Source organism: Streptomyces sp. NBC_00239 (genome assembly GCF_036194065.1).
Classification (GTDB): Bacteria; Actinomycetota; Actinomycetes; order Streptomycetales; family Streptomycetaceae; genus Streptomyces.
Window position 1 is genome coordinate 6,059,000 of sequence record NZ_CP108095.1, and the last position, 13,521, is coordinate 6,072,520.

11 protein-coding genes are annotated in these 13,521 nt (G+C 72.1%); 4 read left to right on the top strand and 7 right to left on the bottom strand.

What is annotated here, in order from left to right:
• Positions 1-44: 44 nt before the first annotated feature.
• Entirely contained in the window at positions 45-1,700 is a 1,656-nt protein-coding gene (gene pgi / locus OG764_RS26605; RefSeq protein WP_328973179.1) for a glucose-6-phosphate isomerase, read from the top strand.
• A 128-nt stretch (positions 1,701-1,828) separates the two neighbouring features.
• Here pgi and pgl read toward each other — a convergent pair whose 3' ends face one another.
• The 5 genes from pgl to tkt are packed head-to-tail and all read right to left on the bottom strand — an operon-like array spanning position 1,829 to position 8,478.
• Positions 1,829-2,611 carry a 6-phosphogluconolactonase gene (gene pgl, locus OG764_RS26610; RefSeq protein ID WP_328973180.1) on the bottom strand — a complete coding sequence of 261 codons (783 nt, stop codon included), beginning with the start codon at positions 2,609-2,611 and terminating at the stop codon, positions 1,829-1,831.
• 2 nt (positions 2,612-2,613) lie between these two features.
• On the bottom strand, positions 2,614-3,687 hold the full coding sequence (gene opcA, locus OG764_RS26615) for a glucose-6-phosphate dehydrogenase assembly protein OpcA (protein WP_328970954.1): 1,074 nt from the start codon (positions 3,685-3,687) through the stop codon (positions 2,614-2,616).
• Positions 3,684-5,213: a glucose-6-phosphate dehydrogenase gene (zwf, locus tag OG764_RS26620; protein WP_328973181.1), complete on the bottom strand. Its 1,530-nt coding sequence runs from the start codon at positions 5,211-5,213 to the stop codon at positions 3,684-3,686. Before zwf ends, opcA begins: the two co-directional genes overlap by 4 nt.
• Positions 5,214-5,215: 2 nt before the next feature.
• Complete coding sequence (gene tal, locus OG764_RS26625) at positions 5,216-6,334, bottom strand: transaldolase (protein WP_328970955.1); 1,119 nt, start codon at positions 6,332-6,334, stop codon at positions 5,216-5,218.
• Positions 6,335-6,369: 35 nt separating this feature from the next.
• Positions 6,370-8,478, bottom strand: coding sequence for a transketolase (tkt, locus tag OG764_RS26630; RefSeq protein WP_328970956.1), 2,109 nt, complete (start codon positions 8,476-8,478; stop codon positions 6,370-6,372).
• A gap of 289 nt (positions 8,479-8,767) precedes the next feature.
• Here tkt and OG764_RS26635 point away from each other — a divergent pair, with 289 nt between their 5' ends.
• From OG764_RS26635 to OG764_RS26645, 3 genes are all read left to right on the top strand, one after another.
• Positions 8,768-9,709: a heme o synthase gene (locus OG764_RS26635; protein ID WP_328970957.1), complete on the top strand. Its 942-nt coding sequence runs from the start codon at positions 8,768-8,770 to the stop codon at positions 9,707-9,709.
• A 24-nt stretch (positions 9,710-9,733) separates the two neighbouring features.
• A complete protein-coding gene (locus OG764_RS26640; RefSeq protein WP_328970958.1) occupies positions 9,734-10,045 on the top strand; it encodes a hypothetical protein in 312 nt (103 codons plus the stop codon).
• Between the two features lie 163 nt (positions 10,046-10,208).
• Positions 10,209-11,318 (top strand): amidohydrolase family protein, encoded by a 1,110-nt coding sequence (locus tag OG764_RS26645; RefSeq protein WP_328970959.1) that lies wholly within the window; start codon positions 10,209-10,211, stop codon positions 11,316-11,318.
• 27 nt (positions 11,319-11,345) lie between these two features.
• Here the strand turns inward: OG764_RS26645 and OG764_RS26650 are convergent, their stop codons facing one another.
• Together OG764_RS26650 and OG764_RS26655 are read right to left on the bottom strand one after the other, a co-directional pair.
• Positions 11,346-12,335, bottom strand: a complete 990-nt coding sequence (locus tag OG764_RS26650; RefSeq protein WP_328970960.1) for a COX15/CtaA family protein — start codon at positions 12,333-12,335, stop codon at positions 11,346-11,348.
• Between the two features lie 4 nt (positions 12,336-12,339).
• Positions 12,340-13,521 (bottom strand): hypothetical protein, encoded by a 1,182-nt coding sequence (locus tag OG764_RS26655; RefSeq protein ID WP_328970961.1) that lies wholly within the window; start codon positions 13,519-13,521, stop codon positions 12,340-12,342.

Below are 13,521 nucleotides of genomic sequence, written 5' to 3' on the forward strand. Positions count from 1 at the left end.
GCACGGCGGGGCACAACAGGACGGGATGATTTGCTATGGCCGAGATGAACGCAGGCGGTGGCCGTACCAGGCTCAACCGGACCCCCGAGTGGGCGGCTCTGGGCAAGCACCGCGAGCAACTGGGCGGCACGCACCTGCGGGAGCTGTTCGCGGGCGACCCGGGCCGCGGCTCCTCGTACACGCTGCAGGTCGGCGACCTGCACATCGACTACTCGAAGCACCTGGTGACCGACGAGACGCTGGGGCTGCTGCGGGACCTGGCGGAGGCGACCGGGGTGGCCGCCCTCCGCGAGGCGATGTTCCGCGGCGAGAAGATCAACACCACCGAGGACCGGGCGGTCCTGCACACGGCGCTGCGGGCGCCCGCGGACGCCGAGATCGACGTGGACGGGGCCAACGTCGTCCCCGAGGTGCACGCGGTCCTCGACAAGATGGCGGCCTTCGCCGACCGGGTGCGGTCGGGGGAGTGGACCGGCCACACCGGGCGCCGGATCCGCACCGTCGTCAACATCGGCATCGGCGGCTCCGACCTCGGTCCGGCGATGGCGTACGAGGTGCTGCGGCCCTTCACGGACCGCGACCTGACGGTCCGCTTCGTCTCCAACGTGGACGGCGCCGACCTGCACGAGGCGCTGCGGGACCTGGACCCGGCCGAGACGCTGTTCGTCATCGCCTCCAAGACCTTCACCACCATCGAGACCATCACCAACGCGACGTCCGCGCGCGGCTGGCTGCTGGACGGGCTCGGCGGAGACCGGGCCGCGGTCGCCAGGCACTTCGTGGCGCTGTCCACGAACGCCGGGAAGGTCTCGGAGTTCGGCATCGACACGGCCAACATGTTCGAGTTCTGGGACTGGGTCGGCGGCCGCTACTCCTACGACTCGGCCATCGGCCTGTCGCTGATGATCGCGATCGGCCCGGACCGCTTCCGCGAGATGCTCGCCGGCTTCCGGCTGGTCGACGAGCACTTCCGTACGGCGCCCCCGGAGGCCAACGCGCCGCTGCTGATGGGCCTGCTGGGCATCTGGTACGGGGAGTTCTTCGACGCGCAGGCGCACGCGGTACTGCCGTACAGCCACTACCTCTCGAAGTTCACCGCGTACCTCCAGCAGCTCGACATGGAGTCCAACGGCAAGTCCGTGGACCGCGACGGCAATCCGGTGGACTGGCAGACCGGCCCGGTGGTGTGGGGCACGCCGGGCACCAACGGGCAGCACGCGTACTACCAGTTGATCCACCAGGGCACCAAGGTGATCCCGGCGGACTTCATCGGCTTCGCGCGGCCGGTCGCGGAGCTGGAGCCGGCGCTCGCCGCCCAGCACGACCTGCTGATGGCGAACTTCTTCGCGCAGACGCAGGCGCTGGCCTTCGGCAAGACGCCCGACGAAGTGCGGGCGGAGGGGGTGGCGGAGGAGCTGGTGCCGCACAAGACGTTCCTCGGCAACCACCCCACGACGACCATCCTGGCGTCGGAGCTCACCCCGTCGGTGCTGGGTCAGCTGGTCGCGCTGTACGAGCACAAGGTGTTCGTCCAGGGCGCGGTGTGGAACATCGACTCCTTCGACCAGTGGGGCGTCGAGCTCGGCAAGGTGCTCGCCAGGCGGGTGGAGCCGGCGCTGACCGAGGGGGCCGAGGTGCCGGGGCTGGACCCGTCCAGCGTTGCTCTGGTGGCCAAGTACCGGGAGCTGCGCGGGCGCTGACGTTCCGGGGCTCCGCCCCGGACCCCGCGCCCCAAACGCCGCCGGGGCCGGATGATGCACCCCGCCCGGCCGGTGCACGCGAAAGGCCCCGCTCTCCGAGGGGAGCGGGGCCCATCGCGCTTCCGTGCCTACGCGGAGGCCGGCGGGTAGAGCTGCGGCGGGAGTTGGGCGGCCGCAGCCCGGTCGAGCAGCCACAGCGTCCGGGTCCGTCCGTACGCGCCCGAGGCCGGTGCCTGGAGCTCGCCGGCGCCGCCGAGCGCGATGGCGACCGCGCCCGCCTTGTCCTGGCCCGCGGCGAGCAGCCACACCTCGCGGGCCGCCCGGATCGCCGGGAGGGTCAGCGAGATGCGGGTCGGCGGCGGCTTCGGGGCGCCGTGCACCCCGACGACCGTCCGCCCGGTCTCCCGCACCGCCGGGTGCCCCGGGAAGAGCGAGGCGACGTGCGTGTCCGGGCCCACGCCCAGCATCAGCACGTCGAACCGCGGCACCGGGCCGTGGTCCTCCGGGCCGGCCGCCGCCGCGAGCTCGTCGGCGTACGAGACCGCGGCCGCGTCCACGTCGGCGCCGTACGGGCCGTCCGAGGCGGGCATGACGTGCACCCGCGCCGGGTCGACCGGCACCGCGTCCAGCAGGGCCGCCCGGGCCTGGGTGTGGTTGCGCTCGGGGTCGTCCGCGGCGAGGTACCGCTCGTCCCCCCACCACAGGTCCAGACGCGACCAGTCGACCGCGTCCCGGGCGGGCGCCGCGGCGAGGGCCGCGAGCAGCCCGTTGCCGTTGCGGCCGCCCGTGAGGACGACGGACGCCGAGCCGCGCGCGGCCTGGGCGTCCACGATCTTCGTGATCAGCCGGGCCGCGGCGGCCTGCGCCATCAGGTCCTTGTCGCGGTGGACGACGACCTGGGGAGTCGTCATGCTCACTTGGCGACCGCCTTCTTGGCGGCGGGCTTCGCCGTCTTGCGTGCGGGCGCGGACTCGGACGACGCGGCGGCGGACGCGTCCGCCGCCTGCTCGTCCGCGGTCCCGGCGGCCGCCGGCTCCGCCGCAGCGGGCGCCGCCTTCGCCTGGGCCGCCAGCCGCTCCACGCCGAACTTCACCGAGGACTCGTACGTGTTGTCCGGGTCCAGCCGGCGCAGCTCCTCCGCGAGCAGCTCGGCCGTGTCGCGGCGCTTGAGCGCCACCGCGCGGTCCGGCTGCCCCGGCATGCACAGCGTGGCCAGCGAGCCGTCCGCCCGGTCCAGGACGATGGCGCCGTCCGAACTCTCCAGGCGTACGGCGGTCAGGCCCGGACCCCGCGACCGGGTCCGGCGGACCGGGACCTCCAGGCGGTCCGCCAGCCACATGGCCAGCAGCTCGCAGCTGGGGTTCTCGTCCTCGCCCTCGACGACCGCCGAGGTGACCCGCACGGGCTGCTGGTCCAGGGCCGCGGCGAGCATCGAGCGCCACGGGGTGATCCGGGTCCAGGACAGGTCCGTGTCGCCCGGCGCGTACGCGGCCGCCCGCGCGGAGAGGGCCCCGATGGGGTCCTCGGCCGCGTAGGTGTCCGCGATGCGGCGCTGGCCGAGGGCGCCCAGCGGGTCGCCCGCGAGGTCCGCGGGCGCGCCCTCCGGCCACCAGACGACCACGGGGGCGTCCGGCAGCAGCAGCGGCAGGACGACGGACTGGGCGTGGTCGACCAGTTCGCCGTGCAGGCGCAGCACGACCGTTTCGCCGGTGCCCGAGTCGGTGCCGACGCGCACCTCCGCGTCGAGTCGCGCGTCCCGCCGGCTGCGGGGCGAGCGGCTGACGCGCTTGATCACGACGATGATCCGCGAGGGGTGCTCGTGGGAGGCGTCGTTCGCCGACTTGAGCGCGTCGTACGCGTTCTCCTCGTCGGTGACGATCACCAGCGTGAGCACCATGCCGATCGCCGGCGTCCCGATGTCCCGGCGGGCCTGCACCAGGGCGCTGTTGATCTTGCTGGACGTGGTCTCCGTCAGGTCGATCTTCATGGCCGGCGCCAGCTCCGTCCGTCTCGTGCGAGCATCTCGTCCGCCTCGACCGGTCCCCAGGTGCCCGCCGGGTACTGCGCGGGCTTGCCGTGCTTGTCCCAGTACTGCTCGATCGGGTCGAGGATGTTCCAGGACAGCTCGACCTCCTGGTGGCGCGGGAAGAGGTTCGCGTCGCCGAGGAGCACGTCGAGGATGAGCCGCTCGTAGGCCTCCGGGCTGGACTCCGTGAACGACTCGCCGTACGCGAAGTCCATCGTCACGTCGCGGACCTCCATGGAGGTGCCCGGGACCTTGGAGCCGAAGCGCACCGTGATGCCCTCGTCCGGCTGCACCCGGATGACCAGGGCGTTCTGCCCCAGTTCCTCGGTGGCGCCCGATTCGAACGGCAGGTACGGGGCGCGCTTGAAGATCACCGCGATCTCGGTGACGCGGCGGCCCAGCCGCTTGCCGGTCCGCAGGTAGAACGGGACCCCCGCCCAGCGGCGGTTGTTGATCTCCAGGCGGATCGCGGCGTACGTGTCGGTCTTCGACTTGGGGTCGATGCCGTCCTCTTCGAGGTAGCCGACGACCTTCTCGCCGCCCTGCCACGCGCCCGAGTACTGGCCGCGCACGGTGTGCTTGCCCAGGTCCTCGGGGAGCTCGACGGCCGTGAGGACCTTGAGCTTCTCCGCCACCAGCGCCTTGGGGTGGAAGGAGCCGGGCTCCTCCATCGCCGTCAGCGCGAGGAGCTGGAGGAGGTGGTTCTGGATGACGTCGCGGGCCGCGCCGATGCCGTCGTAGTACCCGGCCCGGCCGCCGATGCCGATGTCCTCGGCCATGGTGATCTGCACGTGGTCCACATAGGACCGGTTCCAGATCGGCTCGAACATCGTGTTGGCGAAGCGGAGCGCCAGGATGTTCTGGACGGTCTCCTTGCCGAGGTAGTGGTCGATCCGGAAGACCTCGTCACGGGGGAAGACCTCGTGGACGATCTTGTTGAGCTCCTGCGCACTGGCCAGGTCGTGGCCGAACGGCTTCTCGATGACCGCGCGGCGCCAGGAGCCCTCCTTCTCGGCCAGCCCGTGCTTCTTGAGCTGCTGGACGACCTGGGGGAAGAACTTCGGCGGCACGGACAGGTAGAAGGCGAAGTTGCCGCCCGTTCCCTGCTGCTTGTCGAGCTCTTCGATCGTCGCCTTCAGCGTCTCGAACGCCGTGTCGTCGTCGAAGTCGCCCTGCACGAACCGGCAGCCCTGGACGAGCTGCTGCCAGACCTCTTCCCGGAACGGCGTACGGGAGTGCTCCTTGACGGCCTCGTAGACCTCCTGCGCGAAGTCCTCGTGTTCCCACTCGCGGCGGGCGAAGCCGATGAGGGAGAAGCCCGGCGGCAGCAACCCGCGGTTGGCCAGGTCGTAGACGGCCGGCATCAGCTTCTTGCGCGAGAGGTCGCCCGTAACGCCGAAAATGACCAGGCCGGACGGCCCCGCGATGCGCGGGAGCCGCCGGTCCTGTGCGTCACGAAGCGGGTTCGCTCCGTTTACAGACAAAATGCTCAGGCCTCCGTGGGGGCGAGGCGCGCGAGCTCCGCCTCGGTCGACTTCAGCAGGTCGTTCCAGGACTGCTCGAACTTCTCGACGCCCTCGTCTTCGAGCAGCTGAACGACATCGTCGTACGAGATGCCCAGCTTCGCGACCGCGTCGAGCTCCGCGCGGGACTGCGCGTAGGTGCCGCGGATGGTGTCGCCGGAGACCTCGCCGTGGTCGGCGGTGGCCTCCAGGGTGCCCTCGGGCATGGTGTTCACGGTGCCGGGGGCGACCAGGTCCACCACGTACAGGGTGTCCTTGTACGACGGGTCCTTGACGCCGGTCGAGGCCCACAGCGGACGCTGCTTGTTGCCCTGCGCCTTGTCCAGCGCGGCCCAGCGGTCGGAGGAGAAGACCTCCTCGAAGGCCTCGTAGGCCAGACGGGCGTTGGCGAGCGCCGCCTTGCCCTTGAGGGCCTTGGCCTCGTCGGTGCCGACGCCGTCGAGGCGCTTGTCGATCTCGGAGTCCACGCGGGACACGAAGAAGGACGCGACCGAGTGGATCTTGGAGAGGTCCAGGCCGGCGGCCTTGGCCTTCTCCAGGCCCGCCAGGTAGGCGTCCATGACCTCGCGGTAGCGCTCCAGCGAGAAGATCAGCGTGACGTTGACGCTGATGCCCTTGCCGATGACCTCGGTGATCGCCGGCAGGCCGGCCTTGGTCGCCGGGATCTTGATGAGCGTGTTCGGGCGGTCCACCAGCCACGCGAGCTGCTTGGCCTCGGCGATGGTCGCCGCGGTGTCGTGCGCCAGGCGCGGGTCGACCTCGATGGAGACCCGGCCGTCCTGGCCCTGCGTCGCGTCGTAGACGGGGCGCAGGATGTCGGCGGCGTCACGGACGTCCGCCGTCGTGATCATGCGGATGGCCTCGTCCACGGTGACCTTGCGGGCCGCGAGGTCGGCGAGCTGCTGGCCGTAGCCCTCGCCGCCGCTGATGGCCTTCTGGAAGATCGCCGGGTTGGTGGTGACACCGACCACGTGCTGCTGGTCGATCAGCTCGGCGAGGTTGCCGGAGGTGATCCGCTTGCGGGACAGGTCGTCCAGCCAGATCGCCACGCCCTCGTCGGAGAGGCGCTTGAGTGCGTCTGTCATGAGAGTTGCATCTCCTACTAGTTCTGGTGCCGGTGTCAGCGCGCGTCGGCGGCGGCTGCGAGCGATGCGCGGGCGGCGGCGGTCACGGCCTCGGCGGTGAAGCCGAACTCCCGGAACAGCACCTTCGCGTCGGCCGAGGCTCCGAAGTGCTCCAGCGACACGATCCGGCCCGCGTCGCCCACGTAGCGGTGCCAGGTCAGGCCGATGCCGGCCTCGACGGCCACGCGGGCCTTGACCGACGGCGGCAGGACGCTGTCCTTGTACGCCTGGTCCTGCTCCTCGAACCACTCGACGCACGGCATCGAGACCACGCGGGTCGGCACGCCGTCGGCCTGGAGGGCCTCGCGGGCGGCGACGGCGAGCTGGACCTCGGAGCCGGTGCCGATGAGGACGACCTCGGCGGCGGCGGTCTTCCCGTCGGGGCCCTCGGCCTCGAACAGCACGTAGCCGCCCTTGGCCGTGTCCTCGTTCGGGGCGTACGTCGGAACGCCCTGGCGGGTGAGCGCCAGGCCGTGCGGGGCGCCCTTGCCGAACACCTTGGTGTGGCGCTTGAGGATCTCGCGCCAGACGAGGGCGGTCTCGTTCGCGTCCGCCGGACGGACCACGTTCAGGCCCGGGATGGCGCGCAGCGCGGCGAGGTGCTCGACCGGCTGGTGGGTCGGGCCGTCCTCGCCGAGGCCGATGGAGTCGTGCGTCCACACGTACGTCACCGGCAGGTGCATCAGCGCGGACAGGCGGACGGCGTTGCGCATGTAGTCGGAGAACACCAGGAAGGTGCCGCCGTAGATGCGGGTGTGGCCGTGCAGCGCGATGCCGTTCATGGCCGCGGCCATGGCGTGCTCGCGGATGCCGAAGTGGATGGTCCGGCCGTACGGGTCGGCCTCCGGCAGCGGGTTGCCCACCGGCAGGAACGAGGAGTTCTTGTCGATCGTGGTGTTGTTGGAGCCGGCCAGGTCGGCCGAGCCGCCCCACAGCTCCGGGATGACCGCGCCGAGGGCGCCGAGCACCTTGCCGGAGGCGGCGCGGGTGGCGACGCCCTTGCCGGGCTCGAAGACGGGGAGCTCGCCCTCCCAGCCCTCGGGCAGCTCGTTGGCCTGGATGCGGTCGAACTGCGCGGCGCGCTCCGGGTTGGCGGTGCGCCAGGCGGAGAAGTCCTTCTCCCAGGCGGCCTTGGCCTCGCGGCCGCGGTCGAGAGCCTTGCGGGCGTGGGCGATGACCTCGTCGGAGACCTCGAAGGTCTGCTCCGGGTCGAAGCCGAGGACCCGCTTGGTGGCCGCGACCTCGTCGTCGCCGAGCGCCGAGCCGTGCGAGGCCTCGGTGCCCTGGGCGTGCGGGGCCGGCCAGGCGATGATCGAGCGCATCGCGATGAAGGAGGGGCGCTCGGTCTCGGCCTTGGCGGCCTGGAGGGCGGCGAACAGCGCCTTCGGGTCGAGGTCGCCGTTCTCCTGCTGCGCGACGCGCTGGACGTGCCAGCCGTACGCCTCGTACCGCTTGAGGGTGTCCTCGGAGACGGCCGTCTCGGTGTCGCCCTCGATGGAGATGTGGTTGTCGTCCCACAGCAGCACCAGGTTGCCGAGCTTCTGGTGGCCGGCCAGCGCGGACGCCTCGTGGGAGATGCCCTCCTGGAGGCAGCCGTCGCCCGCGATCGCGTAGACCATGTGGTCGAACGGGGAGGTGCCCGCGGCGGCCTCCGGGTCGAACAGGCCGCGCTCGTAGCGGGCGGCCATGGCCATGCCCACCGCGTTGGCGATGCCCTGGCCCAGCGGGCCGGTGGTGGTCTCGACGGCGGCCGTGTGGCCGTACTCCGGGTGGCCGGGGGTCTTGGAGCCCCAGGTGCGGAACGCCTTGAGGTCGTCCAGCTCCAGGCCGAAGCCGCCCAGGTAGAGCTGGGTGTAAAGAGTGAGGGACGAGTGCCCCGCGGAGAGCACGAAGCGGTCGCGGCCGACCCACTCATGGTCCGCCGGGTCGTGCCGCATCACCTTCTGGAAGAGGGTGTACGCGGCGGGGGCCAGGCTCATCGCCGTACCGGGGTGGCCGTTTCCGACCTTCTGGACCGCGTCAGCGGCCAGGATGCGGGCGGTGTCGACGGCCCGCTGGTCCAGTTCGGTCCAGTCGAGCTCTGTGCTGGTCGGCTTGGTGCTCACCGTGGGTCAGGGCTCCTCTCCCAATGTCTGAGAACCGGTGACGGACGGTGCACCGGCTGCGATTCCGAGCCTACCCCCGCGGCGGCGTGCAGCTATTCGAGTGCTCGCCGCCGCCGCGTCCGGATATCGGAGCCGGGGTTACGGCTCCCGGCCCAACACGACGCCACCCCCGCGCGGGGCCACGTATGGGCAACGTCTAGAGTGGCGTGGTACGCGCAAGCCTCACGGGACGTTCACATGATGGACGGGCCTTGCGGGAGCTTGCTGGGAGTCTCTGTCAGGGGTGTGCGTGACGGCCGTCGAATCCCGTCCAGCGGGGGTACTCGGGACGAGCCCCGATCACCGGCCGTTCGGGGCCCGGGTCATGGCTTTCGTGGCTTTGACCAAGCCGCGGATCATCGAACTTCTGCTGATCACCACAGTGCCGGTGATGTTCCTCGCCGAACAGGGCGTGCCGTCGCTCTGGCTGGTCTTCGCGACCTGCTTCGGCGGTTACCTGTCCGCGGGCGGCGCCAACGCGCTGAACATGTACATCGACCGCGACATCGACGCGCTGATGGACCGCACGGCCCAGCGTCCGCTGGTGACCGGCATGGTCAGTCCGCGCGAATCGCTGGTCTTCGGCATCACGCTCGGCGTGATCTCGACGCTGTGGTTCGGACTGCTCGTCAACTGGCTGTCCGCCGCGCTCGCCCTCGGCGCGCTGCTCTTCTACGTCGTCGTCTACACGATGCTGCTGAAGCGGCGTACCGCCCAGAACATCGTCTGGGGCGGCATCGCGGGCTGCATGCCGGTGCTCATCGGCTGGTCCTCGGTCAAGAACGAGGTCTCCTGGGCCGCGGTCATCCTCTTCCTCGTCATCTTCTTCTGGACGCCGCCGCACTACTGGCCGCTGTCCATGAAGGTGAAGGACGACTACGCCCGGGTCGGCGTGCCGATGCTCCCGGTCGTGGCCGGCAACACGGTCGTGGCCCGGCAGATCGTCCTCTACAGCTGGGTGATGGTCGCCGTCTCGCTGCTGCTGACCCCGCTCGGCTACACCGGCTGGTTCTACACGTCGGTCGCGCTGGTGGCCGGCGGCTGGTGGCTGTGGGAGGCGCACGCGCTGCAGGCGCGGGCCAAGGCCGGGATCACGGGCGCGAAGCTCAAGGAGATGCGCCTGTTCCACTGGTCCATCACCTATGTGTCGCTGCTCTTCGTGGCGGTGGCCGTGGATCCCTTCCTCCGTTGATTACTCACCGGTAGCATGTTGTCCATGGCAGACACCAAGCAGGAGCGCATCGCGGCCAGACTGGCCAAGCAGATCGGTGCCTTCGCCCAGCAGCACGGCGGCGCCGAGGGGCAGCTCGCGTACATCGGACAGATGGGCACCCGGATCGTGCTCGTCGGCGAGGACGGCGGCTGGGGCGACCTGGTCGCCCCCAGCCACGCGGTGGCCCAGCAGGCCGCCCAGAAGGCCGGACTCACCCTCCACGAGGAGTTCGACGGGGACTTCGCCGCCAAGGTGAAGACCGGCCCGTACGAATGGAAGCGGATGGCCGGCCTCCAGCTCGGCGGCGGCAAGTAGCAGCGGCCGGCCGCGCCGCCGCGGCAGCCGTCGGCGTCGGGGGCAGCGCTCGGGCAACAGCACGAGCAACACCTGACACCGGGGTCACCCGTTAGGACGTGTGGAAGCACGTCCTCCCGGACCCCGTCCGGGGGGACCCCGACGTCCACAACGGGATGCCCGGATGATCGACACGCCGTCCCTGGTGGACCAGTACTGCCACGGAGTGCTCCGCACGGAGCTGGGCCTCGGCACCTTCGAGGCCCACCTGGCCCGGGCCACCGGCCCGGCGGCCGCCGGCACCACCTTCTTCGACACGCAGACCGGCTTCGCCGTGCGCCGCTGGTGCCCGCCGCTGCTCGGCCTCGAACCGCACTGCGCGCCGGCCCGCTACCTGGCCCGGCGCCGGGAGCTCGGCGTGCTCGAATCGGGGCGGCGGCTGCTGCGCGGCTCCGGAATCTCCACCTACCTGGTCGACACCGGCCTGCCCGGCGACCTGACCGACCCCGGGGAACTCGCCGCCGCGGGCGACGCCGAGGCCCATGAGATCGTCCGCCTCGAACTGCTCGCCGAGCAGGTAGCGGACACCTCCGGCACCGTCGAGTCCTTCCTCGCCAACCTCGCCGAGGCGGTGCACGCGGCCGCGCACAGCGCCGTCGCCTTCACCTCGGTCGCGGGTGCCAGCAGCGCCCTCGCCTTCGCCCCCGAGCCGCCCGGCCCCGGCGAGGTGCGGGGCGCCGCCGGACGCTGGCTGGCCCGCCGGCCCAAGGGCGGCGAGGTGCGCGATCCGGTCCTCCTGCGGCACCTGCTGTGGAGCGCCGTGGCCTCCGGGCTGCCGCTCCAGCTGCACGCCGGCGCCGGCGACCCGCACCAGCGGATCGACCGTACGGACCCCACCCTGCTCACGGACTTCGTACGGGCCACCGCGGGCCTGGGCACCGACCTGGTGCTGCTGCACGGCTACCCGTACCACCGGCACGCCGCGCACCTCGCGGGCGCCTTCCCGCACGTGTACGCCGACCTCGGCCCGGCGCTCGCGCACACCGGGGCGCGCGCCGCCGAGGTCCTGGCGGAACTCCTGGAACTCGCGCCGTTCGGCAAACTGCTGTTCTCCAGCGGCGGCGGCACACTGCCCGAACTCCACGTGGTGGGAGCCCGGGTGTTCCGCGAGGCGCTGGCCCGGGTGCTCGGCGGCTGGGTCGGCGACGGCGCCTGGTCCCACCGGGACGCCGAACGCGTCGCCGCCATGATCGCGGCGGGCAACGCCCGCCGCGTCTACGGCCTGGCGGGCTGAACCCGCCGGCCGCGGCGACCGGACGGACTAGACCCGGCTGAGCTCGGGGTCGTTCTGCGCCGGGATGTCCGCGGTGGCCACCGGGCGCTCCCGCAGGCTCAGGGCGACCCGGACCACCGCGATCCACACCAGGCAGGAGCCCAGCATGTGCGCGGCGACCAGCGCCTCCGGCAGCTTCGTGAAGAACTGGACGTAGCCGATGCCGCCCTGCGCCACCAGCACGATCAGCAGGTCCCGGGCGCGGGCCCGGGTGTCGTCCGGGGCGTCCACCACCCGCAGCACCAGCCACATCGCCAGCGCCAGCGCGCACACCAGCCAGGCGGCGATCGCGTGCAGGTGGGCGACGGACTCCCAGTCGAACGGCATCCGCGCGACGTCGCTGCTGTCACCGGCGTGCGGACCCGAGCCCGTCACCACGGTGCCCGCGGCGATGAGCACGAACGTCGTCGCCAGCAGCGCCCAGGAGAGCTTGCGGACCGGCCGCGGCACCCGCGGCCGGGGCGCGCCGTCACCCTCGCGGGTGCGCTGCCAGGTGACCGTGGTCACGGTGATGAGCGTGGTGGCGAGCAGGAAGTGGCCCGCCACGCTGTACGGGTTGAGGCCGGTCCAGACGGTGATGCCGCCGAGCACGGCGTTGCCCATCACGATGAAGAACTGGGCCCAGCCCAGCCGGGTCAGCGGCCGGCGCCACGGCTTGGTCGACCGGGCCGCGATGATCGCCGCCCCGACGGCCGCGCACAGCACGTACGTCAGCATCCGGTTGCCGAACTCGATGGCGCCGTGGAAGCCCTGAGCGGGCGTCGCGAAGAGGCTGTCGTCGGTGCACTTGGGCCAGGTGTCGCAGCCCAGACCGGATCCGGTGAGGCGCACGGCCCCGCCGGTGACGACGATGGCCACGCTCATCACGAGTGCGGCGAGCGCGGCACGCCGGAGCGCCCGGGGTGTGGGCGTCCAGCGCCGGGCGATGAAGGCGAGGGGGTTCAACACGGGCCCTATCGTAGGCCGCGCCTTGTGCAAACTTTCACGAGGGGGGCCGGTCCGCACCGGTGCCGGGCGCGTGCATCAGCCGGAAGCGGGAACCCGCCGGGTCGCCCTCCTCGTGCCACCACACGTGCACCCGCCAGTGCGCGGCCGGCCCCGGATGGTCCGGCGAGGCCGTGAACTCCCTTATCAGCCCGGCCCCCACGTCCTCGGCCGTACGGTCGGTCACCTCGGCCGAGCTGTGCCACGGATACCCCTGTACGGTCCACAGCCCGCCCGGCTCGCGGACGTCGAGCCGCCACACCGCACGCCAGGGGCGGCTCGCCAGGAAGCCGGCAACCGTGTCCGCATCGAGATGCAGGCGGTCCGCGATCTCCTCGGCGCCGGCACCCTGGATGCGGGCCGCGAGCACGGCCTGCGGCAGCAGCCGGTCCGGCAGCAGGCCGTCGGCGCGCAGCCGTTCCAGGCTGTCGAAGGACAGGTAGCGCAGCCGCAGCTCCAACTGGCGGGCCAGGTGCGCGAGGGCTTCCGCGGCTTCCTCGCGGGCCTCTTCCAGGGCTTCGTCGTCCGGCGCGCCGCCGCCGTGGCCGGCCGGCGCGGCCAGCAGGAAGCGGAAGTCGTTCTCGGCGGACACCGACCACGCCACCGCGTCGTGGGCCAGCCCCAGTTCGGCCAGCCGGTCGGCGAGGAACACCTTCGCCTGGGCCAGCCCACGGCGGTTGACCGGGTCCACGCCGTCGTCGGAGGTCAGCCCCAGCCACACCTCGACGGCCGCCCGGGTCAGGTCCCGGGCCCGCTCGCCCGCCGCGCGCTCCATCGGATCCGGGCCGTCCTCGGCGCTCGGGCCCAGCGGGTGCCGGGGCAGCCGCCGCTCGTCGCTGAGCGGCCAGGCGAGCCACACCCCATGGTTGATCAGACCGCGCGCGTACCAGCGGGCGTACTCGGGGGAGTGCGGGGCGGCGCGCCGGGCATGGGCCAGCGCCTCGTCCACCGCGGACAGCGCCCCCGCCCGGTCGCCGTGGGCGAACCGTCGGGCGGCCAGGTCGCCCAGGCGCAGTCCGAGCCGGGCGGTGCACTCCGGGTCCTGTTCGGCCGGCCGGCGCAGCGCCGTGATCAGTTCGTCGAGCATCCGGGCCTGCTCCGCCGGCCCGGCGTCCAGCTCCCCCGACCTGACCCGGGCCCACTGCTCGTCCAGCCGCAGAGCGGCCTCCCGCTGCGTCAT